This is a genomic window from Specibacter sp. BI4 (genome assembly GCF_056680095.1).
The window spans coordinates 2344917-2363237 of sequence record NZ_CM155265.1 but is presented as its reverse complement, the minus strand read 5'-3'; the positions used below and the strand labels follow the sequence as shown (position 1 = coordinate 2363237).

17 protein-coding genes are annotated in these 18321 nt (G+C 56.9%); 8 read left to right on the top strand and 9 right to left on the bottom strand.

The window, feature by feature from the left end:
- Window positions 1–478 precede the first annotated feature (478 nt).
- The 4 genes from AC1L6K_RS10860 (at window position 479) to AC1L6K_RS10845 (ending at window position 3952) form a co-directional block, all read left to right on the top strand.
- Window positions 479–1285 (top strand): CPBP family intramembrane glutamic endopeptidase, encoded by an 807-nt coding sequence (locus AC1L6K_RS10860; protein WP_480948902.1) that lies wholly within the window; start codon window positions 479–481, stop codon window positions 1283–1285.
- Entirely contained in the window at window positions 1282–2211 is a 930-nt protein-coding gene (locus AC1L6K_RS10855; protein ID WP_480948901.1) for an ABC transporter ATP-binding protein, read from the top strand. Before AC1L6K_RS10860 ends, AC1L6K_RS10855 begins: the two co-directional genes overlap by 4 nt.
- A 2-nt stretch (window positions 2212–2213) precedes the next feature.
- A complete protein-coding gene (locus AC1L6K_RS10850; protein ID WP_480948900.1) occupies window positions 2214–3437 on the top strand; it encodes an ABC transporter permease in 1224 nt (407 codons plus the stop codon).
- A 119-nt stretch (window positions 3438–3556) separates the two neighbouring features.
- Window positions 3557–3952 (top strand): alpha/beta fold hydrolase, encoded by a 396-nt coding sequence (locus AC1L6K_RS10845; protein ID WP_480948899.1) that lies wholly within the window; start codon window positions 3557–3559, stop codon window positions 3950–3952.
- A 676-nt stretch (window positions 3953–4628) separates the two neighbouring features.
- On the opposite strand, the gene AC1L6K_RS10840 is transcribed toward AC1L6K_RS10845, so the two are convergent.
- Together AC1L6K_RS10840 and istA are read right to left on the bottom strand one after the other, a co-directional pair.
- Window positions 4629–5378, bottom strand: a complete 750-nt coding sequence (locus tag AC1L6K_RS10840) for an ATP-binding protein (RefSeq protein ID WP_480948877.1) — start codon at window positions 5376–5378, stop codon at window positions 4629–4631.
- Window positions 5375–6931, bottom strand: coding sequence for an IS21 family transposase (gene istA / locus AC1L6K_RS10835; protein ID WP_480948876.1), 1557 nt, complete (start codon window positions 6929–6931; stop codon window positions 5375–5377). The genes AC1L6K_RS10840 and istA overlap by 4 nt, the downstream gene beginning before the upstream one ends.
- Window positions 6932–7332: 401 nt before the next feature.
- Here istA and AC1L6K_RS10830 point away from each other — a divergent pair, with 401 nt between their 5' ends.
- Both AC1L6K_RS10830 and AC1L6K_RS10825 read left to right on the top strand, forming a co-directional pair.
- Window positions 7333–7554 carry a helix-turn-helix domain-containing protein gene (locus tag AC1L6K_RS10830; RefSeq protein ID WP_480948898.1) on the top strand — a complete coding sequence of 74 codons (222 nt, stop codon included), beginning with the start codon at window positions 7333–7335 and terminating at the stop codon, window positions 7552–7554.
- Window positions 7555–7561: 7 nt separating this feature from the next.
- The gene (locus AC1L6K_RS10825; RefSeq protein ID WP_480948897.1) at window positions 7562–8725 is read left to right on the top strand and encodes a tyrosine-type recombinase/integrase; all 1164 of its coding nucleotides are present in this window, start codon (window positions 7562–7564) and stop codon (window positions 8723–8725) included.
- Window positions 8726–9038: 313 nt separating this feature from the next.
- Here AC1L6K_RS10825 and AC1L6K_RS10820 read toward each other — a convergent pair whose 3' ends face one another.
- The 6 genes from AC1L6K_RS10820 to AC1L6K_RS10795 form a co-directional block, all read right to left on the bottom strand.
- On the bottom strand, window positions 9039–10718 hold the full coding sequence (locus AC1L6K_RS10820; RefSeq protein ID WP_480948896.1) for an ABC transporter ATP-binding protein: 1680 nt from the start codon (window positions 10716–10718) through the stop codon (window positions 9039–9041).
- 1 nt (window position 10719) lies between these two features.
- Entirely contained in the window at window positions 10720–11586 is an 867-nt protein-coding gene (locus AC1L6K_RS10815; protein ID WP_480948895.1) for an ABC transporter permease, read from the bottom strand.
- Complete coding sequence (locus AC1L6K_RS10810; RefSeq protein WP_480948894.1) at window positions 11586–12533, bottom strand: ABC transporter permease; 948 nt, start codon at window positions 12531–12533, stop codon at window positions 11586–11588. The genes AC1L6K_RS10815 and AC1L6K_RS10810 overlap by 1 nt, the downstream gene beginning before the upstream one ends.
- An 8-nt stretch (window positions 12534–12541) precedes the next feature.
- Window positions 12542–14140, bottom strand: coding sequence for an ABC transporter substrate-binding protein (locus AC1L6K_RS10805; protein WP_480948893.1), 1599 nt, complete (start codon window positions 14138–14140; stop codon window positions 12542–12544).
- Between the two features lie 99 nt (window positions 14141–14239).
- Window positions 14240–15040 (bottom strand): carbon-nitrogen hydrolase family protein, encoded by an 801-nt coding sequence (locus tag AC1L6K_RS10800; RefSeq protein ID WP_480948892.1) that lies wholly within the window; start codon window positions 15038–15040, stop codon window positions 14240–14242.
- Between the two features lie 60 nt (window positions 15041–15100).
- The gene (locus AC1L6K_RS10795; protein WP_480948891.1) at window positions 15101–15871 is read right to left on the bottom strand and encodes an HpcH/HpaI aldolase family protein; all 771 of its coding nucleotides are present in this window, start codon (window positions 15869–15871) and stop codon (window positions 15101–15103) included.
- Window positions 15872–16108: 237 nt separating this feature from the next.
- Here AC1L6K_RS10795 and AC1L6K_RS10790 point away from each other — a divergent pair, with 237 nt between their 5' ends.
- Window positions 16109–16786, top strand: coding sequence for a GntR family transcriptional regulator (locus AC1L6K_RS10790; protein ID WP_480948890.1), 678 nt, complete (start codon window positions 16109–16111; stop codon window positions 16784–16786).
- A gap of 630 nt (window positions 16787–17416) precedes the next feature.
- Here AC1L6K_RS10790 and AC1L6K_RS10785 read toward each other — a convergent pair.
- Window positions 17417–17659, bottom strand: a complete 243-nt coding sequence (locus tag AC1L6K_RS10785) for a TIR domain-containing protein (RefSeq protein WP_480948889.1) — start codon at window positions 17657–17659, stop codon at window positions 17417–17419.
- A 67-nt stretch (window positions 17660–17726) separates the two neighbouring features.
- Between AC1L6K_RS10785 and AC1L6K_RS10780 the strand changes: the two genes are divergently transcribed.
- Window positions 17727–18317 carry a DNA translocase FtsK gene (locus AC1L6K_RS10780; protein ID WP_480948888.1) on the top strand — a complete coding sequence of 197 codons (591 nt, stop codon included), beginning with the start codon at window positions 17727–17729 and terminating at the stop codon, window positions 18315–18317.
- Window positions 18318–18321 lie beyond the last annotated feature (4 nt).

The following is an 18321-nucleotide window of genomic DNA, read 5'->3' as shown; positions in this document are numbered from 1 at the left end:
TCCATCAAGCACAGCCGAACAACACGCAGGTTTATGTGGCCCCGCAATCCATGAGCGCTTCCTTGATCGTGACATCGGGCAGCCGGTAGGGATAGAGCCCTTCGACCCCTCATTGCCAGCACCCATCAGGGACCTTGTGCCCTAGCTGGCACAGCGCAGCTGACATGTACTAAGAGGAAGGATCCATGCCGCACCACTGCGGGCTGCCCAGCACTCGGAGGATATTTTGACCAATGACAGCCGGCGGCGAAACAGCCCAGCTCAGATCGTCTCGTTCATTGCTGCTGTTGTGGGCGGAACCGCAGCAGTCATCGTGCTCACTTACTGGACGACTAATTCTTGGGCAGTAGGCACCACCGCCGGTGTGATCGCAGGCGTGTTGTCTGCCTCCATGCACCCGGTGCTTTTTCGGAAGCGCTGAGCTTCAGTCAACGGCATTCCTGAACCGCATATGCGGTTCACCCATCGAAGGAGTCACATGCGCACGCTTCAGGACACCAGACCCATCTGGCACGCACTGATCTGGATTGGGATCTATATCCTCGCTGTCAACCTCGGGGACAACGTCGGGGCGATGCTGGACTTCCCGGAACTCACGAGCCTGGTGCTCGTTGCCGTATCCGCCGTTCTCATCGTCTATCTGCGGGGTGGTGGCCGGCTCTCAGCCTACGGAGTTCGGTTGGTGCAGCCAGGAACACCGCCACTCACGCTCTTCTACGTTCCACTCTTCGCGATCGCCTTTCTGGAGTATGCCAAGGGATTCGCGCGCGACCTTGACCTGCAAATCATCCTGTACGCGATTCTCCTGATGGTAGCCGTCGGATTCATCGAGGAGCTCCTGTTCCGCGGCTTCCTGCTCCAGGCGCTGAGGACGCGCGGCAACCTGAATCGTGCAATCCTCATTTCGGGAGTCACCTTCGGCCTCGGCCACATCGTCAACCTCTTACGCGGGTACTCGCTCACAGACCAGGCTCTGCAATTGGTGGTGGCCGTGCTCGTTGGCATCGCGCTGGCATACTGCGTGGCGCTCACCGGAAGCATCATGCCTGGAGTTGCCTTCCACATCTTGTTTAACATCAGCGGCACGATCACCGCACACTCGGTGCTGTGGGATTCCGTGACGGCAGGGATCATCGCGGTCGTGATGATCCCCTACATCCTGTTCCTGCACCATAGCCTCACCAAGGCCGGAGCGGCGATCGTCACCATCCCCGCTTCGACCGCCTCGGCCCAAACGGATGTCACTGCAACACCCACCACTAGGACAAAACGGGGTACACCATGAACGAAGCACTAGTACACATTGACGGATTCAGAATGGATTTCGAGGACACCACGGTTATCCGCGATTTATCCTTCGACGTCAGGCAGGGCGAAACGTTCGGTTTTCTGGGCAGCAACGGTTCTGGCAAGACGACGACAGTGCGGGCGCTACTTGGCATTTACCGGCCCACCTCGGGGACACTGCACATCAACGGAAAACCGTTCAGCCCGGAAGATGGCAGCCGTTTGGGCTACTTGCCGGAAGAGCGCGGCTTGTACAAGAAGGAGCCGGTCATCGAGATCATGACATACTTTGGCCGACTCAAGGGGATGGACCGCCGCACAGCCAAGTCCTGGTCCCTTGACTATCTGGAACGTGTGGCCCTGGCGGACAAGGCCAAGCTCCGGCTAGACAAGCTCTCCGGCGGGCAGCAGCAAAAGATTCAGCTGGGGGTGACGATCATGAACGATCCGGAACTGCTGATTCTGGACGAACCCACCAAGGGTTTTGACCCGGTCAACCGGCGCCTGCTCATGGACATTATTGCCGACCAGAAGAAGGCGGGGGCCACCGTCGTCATGATCACCCACCAGATGGAAGAGGTTGAACGACTGTGCGACCGTGTTCTTCTGCTGAAGAACGGCACCGCCGAAGCCTACGGAACCATTGATGAGGTGCAGAATCGATACGGCGGAAGGATGGTGCGGCTCAAATACTCGGGTCAGATCCCAGAGTCACCACACTATTCGGTGGCGCTGGAACAAAAGAACTATGCGGAACTGGCCCTGATCGACGAGGAAGATGAATCCCTCATTTTGCGTGGGCTGCTCGACGCCGGAGTGCGTGTTCGCGGCTTCACCGTCACCAAGGTTTCCCTGGACGATATCTTCATAAAGATCTACGGGGACCAGAACGTGGCATATCAACGCGAAATGGCGGGAGTGTGACCATGACACAGCACAATCTGGGCACCGTGGTCTCCTTCGAGTTCTTCCGGACCATCAGCAGGAAACAGTTCTGGCTTGGAACCCTGGCTTTCCCGGCGGCCATTGCCGTCATTCTCGTGCTTACCGTCATCAGCAACACCACCACCAGCAGCACCAGCGACGCCCAGAAGAGCGCCCAGTTCAGCGTCACCTACACCGACGCTTCAGGCCTTGTCACGGACCAGAGCGCAACCATGTTCGGCGCCATTCAAGCCAGCAGTTCCGACCAGGGCATTGACGCCGTCAAGGCGGGTACAACGGATGCCTACTTTGCTTTCCCCGCGGATCCGGCCATGGAACCCATCCACGTCTATGCAGTTGATCAGGGGATCTTCGAGAACGGAAAATACGCTGCTGTCGCGCAGGAGATGCTCAGCCAGTCCGTACAGGAAAAGATCGGCTCACCACAACTGGCCAGCATCGCCCAACATCCCGCGACAATCAACGTCACGACCTATCAAGGATCCACCGAGGCCGGGGGCCTCAATTCTGTGGTTCCACCTCTGCTCTTCATCTTGGTCTTCTACGGGTTGATCATGTTGCTGGCAGGACAGATGGTTAATTCGACGCTGGAGGAGAAGGAAAACCGCGTTACGGAAATGATCCTCACAACACTGAAACCATCAACCCTGATTACCGGCAAGGTCATCACCTTGTTCATGATCGGACTGCTGCAAGCCCTTGTCTTCGCCCTGCCTGTCGTCATCGGTTACGTGTTCTTCCGTGACCAGTTGAACCTGCCGTCCTTGGATCTCACACAGCTGGTCTTTGACCCGGTGCGCATGACCGTGGGGTTCTTGATCATGCTCGGCGGCTTCTCCCTGTACACCACCACGCTTGTCGCTGTGGGGGCAGCCATGCCGACCGCCAAAGAGGCCGGTAGTTTCATTGGTGTCATGATGGCACTGATCTTTGTGCCGTTTTACGTGATCGGCTTGGTCGTCTCGGACCCGCACACCATCATCGTGCAGATCTTCACCTATTTCCCGTTCACCGCACCAACCACCGCGCTCGTCCGCAACGGACTTGGCACGCTGGGGAGTGTTGAGTCGATCATCGTCATCGCCATCCTTTTCTTCTCGGCAGCCTCAATGCTCCGCCTGGCCGTCAGCATTTTCCAGTACGGGTCGATCTCGTACACGAAGAAGGTCCCGTTGCGGTCCGTCCTGTCCGGAAAGGCGGGGTAGGTGGGACATGCCCAATCCATACGATGTTCGACGGAGCGCGTGAGGAAACTGCTGACGATACTGACGATCGTCGGGATGGCCCCGTCGTTCTTGCCGTGACCTCGACCATCACTAATCTGGTGTTGGGTGCTTACGCGCAGGGAACCGTCAAGCCGTATGGTCAGCGTGTCAGTATCGACGGCGGCCAGGTCAACGTCTCTGTGGCCGGAACAGGTGGACAGACCGTGGTTGTGCTCAGCGGCTACGGGACCGCCTCACCGGCACCGGACTTCACTCCCTTGATCAAGGAGCTCAAGGACGAGTACACCGTTGTTGTCATCGAGCGGTTCGGATATGGCTACAGTGACAGGGGCGCCACCGAGCGAACTGTCGAGAACATCTCAACCGGGCTGCACGACACTCTTTCGACCCTTGGCGTGAAAGGGTACTACCTTTTGATGGCCCACTCAATGGCGCGAGCTCGACAACGCAACTCGAGAGCGGCTGGAAGAGAGGTATACAGCACAAGCGTTTGAGTATCAGGCAGCAAATGTTCAGCTCGGGCAACATCTAGTGTTGGATCTATCAAGTCACGAGTCAGGTACGCCACATATTTCTGACTCCGTTTGGGTTACTCATCGCTGGACTCAATCCAGTGCTCCAAGTCAGAGCCTTGTTGTCGCGGTGGTTCGCGGAAACAGGCCCACCCCGAGCGGCATGCGATAGTAGATTCCGTTGCGGCTTGTCCGACAAGCCACCCAAACCTTACTTAGGTTGCTTGGATGAAGGCGTCGCGCACCTGTTTGACTCCTGGAAGGTAGTTCAGGCTCCGTGCCTGCACTGTGGCTTGGCCCTGTGTTTTTTGCGGCACCCTCTCAGAACGCGAATCCCGTAGTGGCAGACATCAGTATTCTTACACTCCAGGTAGCCGAAGCAGCTGTCTTGCGTTCAGAAGCTCGCAGACCAGTTATCAGACCGACATAGGCTAACGTCGCTGGATGCGTTGCCGATGACCGCCAACGAACCGACATCACCAGCGTCACATCCCCCAGCGTCACACTTCTGGCACCCAAGCAGGTGGCCGTCACGGCCAGTGTGACTGAGTATTTGAGGCTTTGAGCACCACCTGATCGTGCGGTTCAGCACCACAGTTCGTGTGAGAGAGCGCCAGTGGTGGTGTGGCTGGGAACCACTGACGCCCTCCGTCATGGATTACGAGTCGGCCTGTGCGGTGTGCTCCCTCATGTTGTAGGTGCCGGTCTCGACCCAGATCGTGTTGTGGATGATCCTGTCCATGATGGCGTCCGCGTGAACACCGGAGCCGAGGCGCTGGTGCCAGTCTTTCTGCGAATACTGGGTGCAGAACACGGTTGACGTTTCGCCGTAGCGGCGCTCCATCAGCTCCAGCAACATGCCGCGCATCGATTCCGTCGGCCGATCCAGCAACCACTCATCAACGACGAGCAACGTGAACGCGGCGTACTTGCGCAGGAACTTCCCGGACCCGCCGGGGCTGTCTTGCGCGGCGACCCAGGCCTCCTCCAGGTCGGGCATGCGGACGTAGTGGGCTCTGATGCGGTGTTCGCAGGCGCGTTTGGCCAGAGCGCATCCCAGATACGATTTCCCCGAGCCGGTGAATCCTTGGAAGACAACGTTCTGCTGTCGGGCCACGAAGGAACATGTGCCGAGCTGGGTCAGGAGTTCTCGGTTGAGGCTGCGCTCCTGGAGCAGATCAATGCGGCGCAGGTCAGCGTTTGGGTAACGCAGCCCCGCCCGCCGGATCAGACCCTCGACCTTGGAGTGAGTAAAGGTGGAATAGGCGTCATCGACGACTAACCGCACCCGCTCTTCGAACGGTATGCCGATGCTGAGCGTCTCGTCCTGACTGTCAATCGCGGCCAAGAGTTCACCGGCGTTCATTTCACGCAGCTTGCGTTTGGTCTCCCCGTCCAGCCGGCTCATCGGGTGCCGCCAGCGTAGTAGGCGCTGCCGCGGACGTATCCGCCGTCCTCAGCCTCAGACTCATCGGGGACGTGCCCCGTTTTATCTTGCCCGGTGTCAAGGATTGGCCGCAGGTGTGCGTAACGAGGAGAGCGGATTGGCCCGCGCAACGCCAGCACACAGGCCGCTTCGACCCGGGCCGGGGAGAACCGGCGAGAGAGGCGTAGCACCGCCAACGCCGGGTCAAAGCCAGCCTCCTCGATCGAGGCCGCTTCGAAGATCTTGCCGATCACCGTCACCGTAGCCGGGCCCATCCGGGCTGCCCAGTCATCGATCCGGTCCCGGTCCCAAGCCTGCCAACTGCGCCCCTCAGGCAAGTCCGCGTCGTTGCTCTGATACTGATTGACCGTGCTTGCCGGCAGCAGCAGGTGGCTTGTCAGACGCTCATCACTGCGATAAACCTCCAGCATCGTGTCCGTCACGCGAAGGTCAACATGGGCGCCGATATGGCCAAAGGGCACGGAGTAGAAGTTCTTCGCCCAGACCACGTGAGCGTTGTTGTTCACCTTGCGCTTATAGATCCACGTGCTGATCTCGAACGGAGCTGCCGGTAGCGGTTGCATCAGCGGCAGCTCCTCGGTGGTGAACACACTGAGCCGGGACCCGGGGCGTTTCTGGAACGGCTGCCGATTATAGGCATCGATCTTCTCCCGGATCCGGGTGCGCAACTGCGCCAACGACGTGAACTGCTCGTGCCTAAGCCCCGCGATAACCCAGGTCGCAACATGTGAAACCGTGTTTTCGACGCTCGCCTTATCTTTTGGTGCCCGAACTCTGCCCGGCAGTACCGCGGCCGAATAGTGCGCCGCCATTTCTCGGTAGGCGTCGTTGAGAACGACCTCGCCCTCACGGGGGTGGGAGATCACCCCGGTCTTCAGATTGTCGGGAACCAGGCGTGGAACGCTGCCACCGAAGAAGGCGAACATCGATGCATGTGCACGCAGCCAGGACCCCTGGCGCATATCCAGGCTCGCTTCCACGAACGCGTACCGGCTGAACGGCAGGCAAGCGACGAACAAATACACTTTCGAGAGCTCACCGGTGCTCGGATCCAGCAGTTGCATCGTGGGTCCGGACCAGTCCACCTCGATGCTGCGGGCAGCCTTGTGACCAACCCGGGACGATGCTCCAGTCACGGCCGCGTGCTCACCATAAAGCCGACAGAACCTGTCGTAGCTCATGACCGCTTGCCCCGCGCGAGAAGTCTCGTCGACATACTCCTGATGCAAAAGCTTCAACGTCACCCCAACCCGCGCCAGCTCGGTGTGTACCCGAGCCCAGTCTGGCTGCGCGAACACGCTTTCCCGGACCCCGCGGCCGGGAAACAACGCCGTGTATACCTCGGCCTCCGACAGCTCGGCGACGTCATCCCAACCAAGTCCTGCCAGCTGCGCCGCATCCAGGACAGCCTGAATGCTGTGCCGGGATATCTTGTGAGCGGACTCAATCGCTCTACGCGACAGGTTTTGATTACGTAGCTGCAACACCAGCTTCGCTTTGATCTTCCGTACCATTACCAGTACTCCTTCCACCACGTGGCCATCACATGGTGGAAGGAGCCTTGCAGGTGGTGCTCAACCACACCAATGGTGGTGTTCAACCACACCGGCCGCACTGCCGAGCGATGGCGCTTACCCGCACCACAGGCGGAGCCCACAGAAGCCAATATTCAGTGTGACGGCAAGTCATGAGGTAACCGGGTCGGCTAGCTATGCAGAGGTGTGACCAAGCAAACCCGCTCCGAATGCAACACCACGTTCAAACCCGCCAGCAAACTGCAGCTCTTCTGCGTGCCACGCCAAGATATTTGGTGAGGTGGCCGCCGTCGTTCTTCCGACATGGCGTCGGCGGTCATGTAATTCCAGTCTCCTTTCGACATGGATAGGTGAACGTCCACGTAGAAGAGGAGAATCCGATGAGCGAGCAAACAAGCCATGCCCCTTCCACCGCAGCAATCGCGGAGGAATGGCTGACCCCACGGGACATCTGCCGGGAACTGCAGATCCCCGAGCAGACCTTCTACCAGTGGCGCGTCAAGCACCTCGGGCCACGTGCCCACCGGATTGGCCGGCACCTGCGCATCAGCCGGAGCGATCTAAATGAGTGGCTAGCAACGACGGAAGATCACTTTGCCTAGGGCACGCTTGCCATTGGGAACTTGGGGGCAGATCACCCGCAAGCAACTCAAACCAAAAATTTGGCGTGCTCGCGCTAAGTTTCGCTCCTTCGACGGTGCGGTCCGCCGATACGAAGCCTGGGGACCTTCTGGCCCAAAAGCAGAGGCAGCACTGATCCACAAACTCACACTTTTGATCCCGGTCAATGAGGATGAGATCGGACCGGAGATGCAACTGCGCGAACTTTCACGGATCTGGTGGGCGGAGTTTGAAGACCTCGGCAGGGCCTCCAACACGAGCAAACGGTATCGGGAACTCCTGGACACCCACATCCTGCCAGGCACCGGCGAGCTGACGATCAGGGAAGCCAACGTCAATGCCCTCGACAGGTTCCTCAAATTCATCCGAACCAATAGCGGCGCAACGACTGCCAAGATGTGCAAGACCATCCTGTCCGGGATGCTCAGCCTCGCTACACGGCACGGCGCCATCAGCGCCAACCCTCTACGTGAAGTCGCCAAGATCCCCATCGTTACCAAGGAAGTCCGAGCCCTGACGCTGGAGGAGGTCATCGCCCTTCGCAAAGGCGTGTACAAGTGGCAGCAACCAACAGGGCGCCCCAATGGGCTGCATGAGAAGGACATCCTCGACGTCGTCGACATCATGCTGGCCACCGGGGCACGCATCGGCGAGGCCCTTGCCATTCATTGGACTGATGTGGACCTGGAGTCCGAAAAGCCGACAGTGACGATCAATGGAACTGTCATCAAAGTCAAGGGAACAAGTGGCCTGAAAATTCAAGACCATCCGAAGAGTTCCAACTCTCGGCAGAGGTACTTCGTACCTTCCTTTGCCGTAGAAATGCTCCGCAAACGTCAAGCCGACACTGCGCGAACCAACGACCTTGGCCTTGTCTTCGCCTCCAGTGTGGGCACCATTCGTGATCCCAACGGCTTTCGCAAGCAATGGCGAGAGGTCCGAGAAGCCCTCGGTTATGACTTGGTTACGCCGCACACGTTCCGAAAGTCAGTCGGAACGATCCTCGCCAACACCCAGGGCATTGCAGCCGCAACTGCACAGCTTGGCCATTCCAATGAAAAGATCACCCGCAAACACTACGTCCAGAAGACGCATGAGGCGCCGGACAATACAGAGGTGTTGCAGGCTTTTGGTCGCAATCACGATGTCTAAGTCGCTACAAATTGCCAAAGTCTTTGCATGGTTGGTTCACATGCACCAACCCGAGCTGAATTTCTCCCGCTGATCCTTCCGCGGCGGGGAAGCCAAATTCTCGGCGACAAAGCCCTCAAGCTCGTCCCGCAGCGCCGCGACCTGATCTTCCTTCATGGCAAATAAATAACAGATCCCGCACAGAATTAAAAAACTCCCGCACAAGACCTAACAAAGTACTACTAGCATCAGGTGGCGTGTCGACCAGACTGCTGGCAAACCCTAACAATTCGTGACGGGCATGACAGCAGTCTGGCAGTTGTCCTAGATATTCCTATACCTTGACGGAAAGGGCCATGCGGTCCGCACGCTTCTGGCGCTGCACTGCCGGGTCAGGAACAGGCGCGGCGGCTAGAAGCTTTTGCGTGTAGGAATGCTGCGCGTGGTGAAGGATGCTCTGGGTTGGACCGATTTCGACGACACTTCCTTGGCTGAGCACCGCCATCCGGTTTGCGAGTTGCTCAACGACGGACAGGTCATGGCTGATGAACAGGCAGGAGAAGCCCATGTTCTTCTGGAGCTCGAGCAGGAGTTCCAGCACCGACGCCTGAACCGAGACATCCAGGGCGGAAGTAGGCTCATCAGCGACCATAAGAACCGGATCGATGGCTATGGCTCTTGCGATGCCCACACGCTGCCTCTGGCCACCGGAAAGCTCGTGTGGATATCTGCCGACCCAGTCGCCGGGAATCCTGACGCTGTCGAGAAGCTCCTTCGCCTTGGTATCGAGTTGTCTGTTGTTTAATCTTGTTCCCGTCCAACGTAGTGGATCCGTTACACTTCGCCCGATCGTTGCTCGCGGGTTCAACGAAGAAGCGGGGTCTTGAAAAACCATTGCTACATTTCTTCTTATCTCTCTCTTCTTTCTGGTATCTGCCACACCAATGTCTGCTCCGTTTATAAGAATTGACCCAGCAACTGAGGGAATGAGGCCAATGGCAGCCCTTCCGATCGTTGATTTACCCGATCCAGACTCACCAACGAGTCCGAGTATCTCCCCAGTTTGTATAGCAAAAGAGACATCGTTGACAGCACGGAATCCCGGTTTTCTCCGAGTACCAGGATATTCAATGACGGCATTTTTGAACTCCAGAGTAGTACTGGATGACCCCTCATGATCTATCTTGCCGCCAGGCATTTCGTCATTGTGCTTGTTGGTGGTTCCCCGGCCCAAATAGGGGACTGCTTCAAGCAGGTCACGTGTATATTGCGCTTGAGGCGCGGCAAACAGCTGCTCTGTTTTAGCGTCCTCCACGACACTGCCGCCGGACATCACGAAAACGCGATCAGCGACGTCCGCCACTACCCCCATATCGTGCGTAATGAGAAGGACCGCCATCCCCATCTTCTTCTGGAGCTCCAGTATCAGATCTAGGATTTCAGCCTGCACGGTTACGTCTAGAGCGGTTGTCGGTTCATCTGCTATGAGGAGCGTCGGCTCCGACGATATGGCCATTGCGATCATTACCCGCTGTCGCTGGCCGCCGGACAATTGGTGTGGATAGTGTTTAAGCTTCTCGTCCGGATTCGGCATGTGAACCTGGTGGAGAAGTTTCAGCGCGATTTGCGAAGCTTCTTGTCGGGATATTTTCCTGTGGCTTTGAATCGTTTCGCAGAGCTGACTCTCAACGGTGTAGACGGGGTTGAGCGCGGTCATGGGTTCCTGGAAAATCATAGAAATGCCCTGGCCTCGTAGCGAGCGGAGCCTTGCCTCCGGAGCCGAAAGAAGTTCCTCGTCCTGAAACTTGATGGACCCCAAACGCCTCGCATTCTTGGGGAGGAGGTTGAGCACAGACATGGCTGTGACAGATTTGCCCGAACCTGATTCTCCGACCAACGCGACGGTTTCTCCGTGGTTGATCTCGAGCGATACCTTTGAGGTAACTGCCCTCCAACCCTTGTGTATCCGGAATTCTACTGACAGATCATTGATTTCCAGTATCGGAGTACTCATGTTATTTCCTTGATTTCGGATCGAGGTATGCTCGGAGGCCGTCTCCGAGCAGGCCAAACGCAAGAATGGTCAGAACAAGAGCAGCGCTTGGCACGAGAATCCCCATGGGGTAGCTGGTGATGTAACGCTGACCTTCGGCGACCATTGCACCCCATGATGGCGTGGGAGGGACGACGCCCAAACCAAGGTAGCTAAGGCCGGACTCTAGGAGAATGGCTTGAGCCATGATCAACGAGAACTGCACTATGATCGGCGCCGAGACGTTTGGTAGCACAACCTTGAACAGTGTTACTGGCGTCTTGGCGCCAAAAGCCCGGGCAGCCTCTACATACTCTTCCCGTTTGACCGACAGCGTTTGACCGTAGGTGATGCGGGCGAAGGTCGGGGCAAAAAGCACACCCATGACTATGATCAAGGTGATCGGCCCTGGCCCATAGATCGTTACGGCGAGCAGAGCGAGAATGATAGGAGGAAAGGCAAGAATGACGTCGACAACAAGGCGCATAGTCAACGTCTCGGCTAGCCCTCCGAAGAACCCACCCACGATCCCCATAAATGTTCCGACTGTGGCCGCAAAGATGGTCGCTCCCAGAGCGATGAATAGCTCTATCCTCGCCCCGAACATAATACGCGACAGGACATCCCTACCAAGCTCATCCGTTCCGAGAAGATGCCCTCCGGAAAAGAGAGGCAGCCTCTTGTTCGCAATGTCCTGTGCGAGTGGATCCGCTGGCGCTATGACAGGTGCCAGAATCATCACGATGATGATTGCAACCACGTAAATCAGAGCCGCAGTCCGAAGAGGACCCATGGCTTGTCTAAGCTTGGCGGTACGCAGTCTAGGCACTGCTATCTGTGTCTTCGACATCACTTCCTCACTCTCGGATCAAGAAGCCCATAAACAACGTCGACCACAATATTGATGAAAATAAACATCAACGCGATGATAATCACGATTCCTTGAACCACGGCATAGTCACGGTCTGAGACGGATTCGACCAGGAGGCTGCTGAGACCCGGATAGTTGAAGACCCTCTCCGCCAAAACGGTGGATCCTAGAAGTGTTCCGAATCCAAGTCCGATGACGGTAGCCACCGGAGTCATCGAGTTCCGAAGCACATGGCGACGAAAGACCTTCAGCGGTGAATGCCCAAATGCGGTGGCTGTTCTCACCCAGTCTTGGTCCATAGTTTCTAGCACCGAGGACCGTGTCATGCGGGCGATGATGGCTGTAAAACCGAGTGACAGAGCTACTGCAGGCAGGATGAGCAGTTGAAAATGCTTTCCCGGGTTCTGTTGCCAGGTAGTGAAACCACCCGCTGGCAGCCATCCAAGGTTCAAGGAAAAGACGAGTATCAGTAGCGTGCCTAGGACATAGACAGGCAGCGCTACCCCCAAACTAGTCAGAACACTGCTGGTGCTATCAACGAAGCCACCTCGGGCGGCAGCCCACGCGCCAAGTGGAATGCCAACCGCCATGGAGATGAGGGTTGCAAAAACGACCAGTTCAATCGTCCTTGGGAGTCGCTGTGCAATTGATTCGGCGACGGCGTCGCCGGTCCGGATGGACTGACCCAAGTCGCCGGTGAGGATTCCCTTCAAGAAGTTCCAGTATTGGATGGGCAGCGAACCGTTAAGCCCCAGCTGTTCACGCATAAGCTCTACCGATTCAGGGCTCGCACTTGTATTTCCGCTGGAAAGCAAGAGCTCTACCGGATCGCCGGGTATTAACCGGATGGCCGAAAAAATCAGCGTCAGGACTAGGAAAACCAATACGGCTCCCATACCTACTCGACGCAGGATGAAAGATGTCACGTTGGTTCCTATTCGGAGAGGGAAATGTCGGCGAAGGAGTAGCCACTGTAGAAGCTCAGGAAGCCGGGGAGGTTCTTGAACCCGCTGACGTTGGAGTTGTAGGCGAAGGCCTGTTCACGCGTGTTGATCGGCGCGTAAGGTACATCCTCCTGCATGATTTTCAATGCATCGCCGTAAGCTGCTTTTTTTGCAGTATCGTCCGTCGCCCTCAGGCCTTCATCGAGCTTGGAGTTCAGCGCAGGGTTGTCGTAGCCGAAACTGCGCAGGAAGCTGTTCGGCCCGGAAACTAGGCCTTTGATGTAGGTTGGGTCCGCAACAATTCCTGCACCGCCGGCTACAGCAAGGTCGTAATCGCCCGAATTGCCTTTGGCAACCCTTGTCGACCAATCAGGGGCATCTAGCGTGACATTGATCCCTATTGCTGCGAGGTCTGCTTGGGCGGAGAGTGCCGTATCCTGCAGGAACGTGTACTGCGAGGTCGTCAGCATCTTGGCGTCGAAGCCATCCGGGTACCCTGCCTCCGACAGCAAGTCCTTGGCCTTGGCAACGTCATAGCTGAACAATTCGGTGCTATTCGGGTCGTAGGCTGGATTGTCCTCTGGGATTTTCACTCCGGCAAGGGGCTCGCCATGCCCTTGAAAGGCAGCCTCGACGGCGTTCTCCCTGTTCAATGCGAAGGCAACAGCCTGTCGGACCTTGGCATCAGCGAAGGGCCCTTTGGTGACATTGAACTGAATAAACTGGAGCGGACCGGATTGGGCATCGAGCGTCATGTCAGCTGTGCCGGAGACCCTGTCGTAGTCAGGCCATGGAACGTAGTCGATGATGTCGACGTCTCCGCCAAGAAGTGCGTTGGTTCGGGCAGAACCATCGCTGTAAAAAGACATGTCTATCTGGCCGAGTTCAACATTGTCGACGTCGTAGTACTTGTCGAACCTATTCATCAAGAGGTTGACACCCCTGTTGTGTTCTGCGAGTACGAAAGGGCCAGCACCGATTTGGTTCGGTATGTCTTTCGCCAACGAGGCATCTGGAACGATTGCCGCCGTTGGAATGGCCAAGTACTCGAGGAACGCGGAGTTGGCGCCCTTGAGGTGGATGACACCGGTGTTGTCATCTTTGACCTCTACACTCTCGATGTCTTGTAGTCCGACATATAGGGTTGAACCGTTAGCCTTGGTCGCATAGTACTCCAGCGACGATTTCACATTGTTAGCTGTCAGGGCGGATCCATCGTGGAAGGTCAATTCGGGCCGTAGCTTGAACGTGTAAGTGACGGGATCGGTCATCTCCACTGACTCAGCGAGGCCTTCTACAACTTTGCCCTCCTTGTCATAAGCCATGAGGCCGCGGTGGATCAGGGTCATCATGGTGTTGCCGACAGTGCCCTGGTCAACACCTGTGATCAGGTTGGCTGGTTCGTTTGATATTCCAAATCGGAGCGTTTCCGTTCCCGTTCCGTTGTCTCCGGTTCCAGTACTCGCCCCTGAACAGGCACTGAGCGCGAGCAAACTTGCTGCAGCGAATGCGGTCAGCTTGGCTGCCTTCGAAAGGCGCCCCGCTGCGTGGCTGGCTGTTGCCGGCCGAATAGACTTTTTTCCGAACAAAGTATGCCTCCTGGTATTTAGGGTTTCGAACTGGATGGGCTCCGGTTCAAACGGGTTAGAGCTTACGTCGCAAGTATTGTGCGAGCACTATGGTGACATTCAGTCGTTGACTGCGACCTTGAAGCGCCGCAGTTCCAGCGCGGGGTTCTTCAGTCGTACAGCTTGCAGACGTTCATTGGAGAGATCTGCCACGGCGACAGCCGTCTGCTCCCCCACAGATGCGAGGACTACACCCATCGGGTCGATAATCATGCTGTTTCCGGCACCTGTGGGAGAGCACTGGTCCGCCGCAGCGACGTAGATGGTGTTTTCGATGGCCCGAGCTCGGAGCAGAGTGGTCCAGTGGTCTTCTTTTAGGGGCCCCGGAACCCACTCTGCCGGAAGAAGGAGGACCTGTGCTCCTTCGTCAACAATCCTGCGGGTGACCTCGGGGAATCGCAGGTCGTAGCAGGTTTGCATCCCAAACTTGAGACCATCAACTTCGAATGTCTCGGGCGCTTCCACTTCACCGGGACGCACCAGATCGGATTCTTTGTAACCAAAAGCATCGTAAAGATGCAATTTCCGGTAAACCGCGACGATGTCGCCGTGGGGTCCAAGCGCAACAAGCGTGTTGGATATTTGTTCGCTGCTTTCCAACTCCTCGTTGATCCCGGCAACGATGAATATGGATAGTTCCTCTGCAAGCCCCGCCAGGGCCGTCACGAAAGATCCTGAGAGCGGTTCTGCTGTTTCCAAGAAGCTTTTGTCCATTGATGGCGCCGTAAACATGGCGTACTCAGGCAGTACGACCAGACGGGCGCCGAGTTGTGCCGCCTGCCTGACTAGTTCCGTAACCGACTTTTCGTTCTGCTGTTTATCCAGGCCCGGGGCGAACTGGGCTACTGCTATGCTGACCATGAAATCTTCCTTCTAGTTTTATTGGTACCAGACCGAGCTTGGACGGGGCTTTGGGCCTTTTTAGGCACTGACCTCAGTGGTAAGAGAGTCGGCAAGTCTCCGGGTCTGCTCAAACGGAGCTGAGAACCCGGCCACGAGAGCGCCATGTTGCATGGTAAGTGCGAGCTGGTCTGCACCATTTCGGAGGGCAAACTCCTTTTCTTCCAAGCTCCAAGCAGGCAGAACCCAAGCTTTACCGGCGGCAGCCGCAGCCATCGCCACCCGCTCCAGGTCCGCGAAATCGCCCTCCGTGCGGGCGTACGCCCCGCGATTGCGGCGCAGCGAGAGGTCGGATGGGCCGACAAAGACGCCGTCGACGGTATCCAGGGCAAGGATGGCCTCCACATCCTCAAGTGCTCCTGCGTCTTCAATCATGGGGTAACAGCGAGTCCGTGCATCCTGCTGGGATACCCATTCGTTGGTGAACCCGCCGTAGGAGGTGGTGCGTCCGCCCGCGAAACTGCGGTCTCCCAAGGGAGGGAACTTGGCAAAAGCTGTCACTGCCCGTGCATGTTCGACATTTTCGATGTGAGGAATAACGACGGCATCAGCACCGAAATCAAGTGCCTGCTGGATCGGCCCCCTCTCAGGGCCCAGAACCTTAGCAATCACCTCCAAGTCCAGTGACTTCAAGAATGGAATAAAGCGTTCAAGATCGGCGAGATCAAAGGAACCGTGTTCTATGTCCAGAACTACAGCCCCATAACCGATTCCCCGAGCTATCTCCGCGGCAGCAAAATTTGGATCCGAAAGCCAAACAGCGAACTGGCGGTTGGGTGAAACGAGAGACATTATTGCTCCTTAAGAGGTCCTGAAAGTGTGCGCTGTCCCACACCAGATGCTCTATAGCCAACCATATGCGTCATGTATACACAAGAGATACTTGAAATATTTTGCTTGGGAGGCGATAGTAGACACAGGGATCAACCGGATACTTCAGTACGGGAGCATCCACCCTCGTCGAGACTGCTTCGTATGCATGGTGTATATGCAACGTGGAAGCTCTTAGAGACAACGAAATGAAGGAACATGAAGATGGTTGATATTGGGGCACCGACTCCTGTTCGCGCGGGCCCGGCTCGAATTCGTGTTTACCAATGGCTGCGCGATGAAATCATCAGGGGCAGCATAGAAGCGGGACGCTTTCTGGATGAGCAGTGGGTCTCCGAAGCGACTGGGGTGTCCCGCACTCCGGTGCGCGAAGCATTCCAGCAATTGGAGGCGGAAAAATTCATCACGTTGTTGCCACGCAAGGGCGCTCAGGTGCGGACTGTAACTTCGCGTGAACTGGAGGAGGTCTACCAGAGCCGCCTTCTGATAGAGGGTCAAGCGCTCGGCGTTATGTGCGCACTGGAGCTTCGTGTTCCCATCGAGATGCTTAGCCTGATTGAACAGATGGAAGCGGCCAGCGACGCCCTGGATTGGTTCACAGTGTCATCGCTCGACCGACGCTTCCACCGGTCGATCGTTGCCTCTGCCGACAATACAGTCCTCACTGAACTGTACGACACGTTGCGATCACGCCAACAGCGGGTGGCCGTTCGAGCCCTGACTGCTCGACCAGAACGAGTTGGGATAATCAACAAACAACACCGGGCTATCGTAGACGCCATCTCGAACCATGACGCGGACTCCGGTCTCCAACTACTCAGACTCCACCTCCAGCCAGTCTCCGAAATTACGTCTGTTTTACCCACAGATGGTTAGGCGATTCCAAATCCGGCGGCGGAATACCCTACGGTGTGGTGACCGACGGGCTTGGACCCGCTCAGTCCATGGTCGGTGAAGACCAGATTAGAGCTCATGCCGCTGTACGTAACATGCAGTTGATTCAGTCACCGGTTTACAGTGACGGTCCTTGCAAATCCTGTACTGGTCGGTTCGTCTCACCTAGGCACATCAAAGGCCAATTTCAGTTTTCCTGAAAATGGCTCAGATTAAACACATCATCCACATGCCGCGGGCCAGGCTCCACGCCGTCGGCCTCAACAACGGAGCACCCTTGAGGATATCCCGGCACCGATCTTGGAACGACCGCTGGGCGACATCATACTGATTGTTGCCGTTGACACGCCAGAACAGACAGCGGTTCCATCGAACGGGGCGTCGCTTGCCATGACGGAACTTCCAAACGATCTTGTTGAGCTTGGCAACCGGATTCGAACTCTTGGCTATCCCGGTGTGCCCGACGATCGGGAACTCTCAACTAAGTAGCCCGACAGGACCAATCAGCTGGGGCAAGGCATGCATGGCCGAACCGATTTGCCCACCCACTCTCGTTAGTACGTGGCGATGAGTTCAGGCACCATGGGGAAAGCTTGCGGAAGCGGTCGGGACCTAGCGTCGGTCGCCGAACTCCCTTCGCAGGGCCCCCAAAATGTCGCCGAGGGTACTGCGTACCTGGCCGGAATCGTAGCGGATTTGTTGGACGCCATCGAGGTTGCTGAAAACCTCGACTCCATTTTCGACTACCGCTATTGCTCGATTGAAGCCGAGTTTGCCTTTGAACAAACCTACTTCGTGGACAACATTCTGACGCGCGCGCCGACTTCCGTCTGGTGCTTCATCTTCTGCTGACATAACTAGCCTCGATACTTGGTCAGTGCCAAACTGTAAGATCTTGAGAACACGAGAGAATTGGGGCGACATGGGACTGACTCGCAAAACGCTGAGCCTGACATTCACGCTTGGGACCTACAAATACAGGTCCAAGGCGGAGAAAGCGGAGCGGAATGCAAGGTTGGCGACCAAAGCCGTCTTACGGCAGAATACTCTCCTGAGCATTCAAAATGATCTGATTGTTGCTCAACTCGAGGATCCGGTCGAGAATCAACGCCTCGCCAAGGAGAAAAAAGCTGCGGCCGAGAAGGCTGCGATGGCGGCCAGGAAGCCGCTCCCCAGCAGGGTGCGGCGAGACAAGAAGCGCGATAATGAAGCGGCCAAACTAGCTGCGAAGATGCCCTCGACCGTGCCAGAGGTTGTAGTTCCGCCGCCCCTGCCACCCGTGCAGTTGGCCTCTCCTGAGGTAGCGCACGTTCTGACGTTCAAGATGATGGACGACGCCAAGAACGCTGTCATAAATCAACAGAACGCGTCAACACAATTTGTGATGGATTTTCTTGACACCAACAAGGATGTTGCCTCTCACATTCTCAGGGCGCTCGAGAAGCGCGGCGTCGTTAGCGCTCCAAACGGCTCCGGGGCTAGGGAAGTCCTCTCTGCAAAGCCACAGCCCTAGGGGA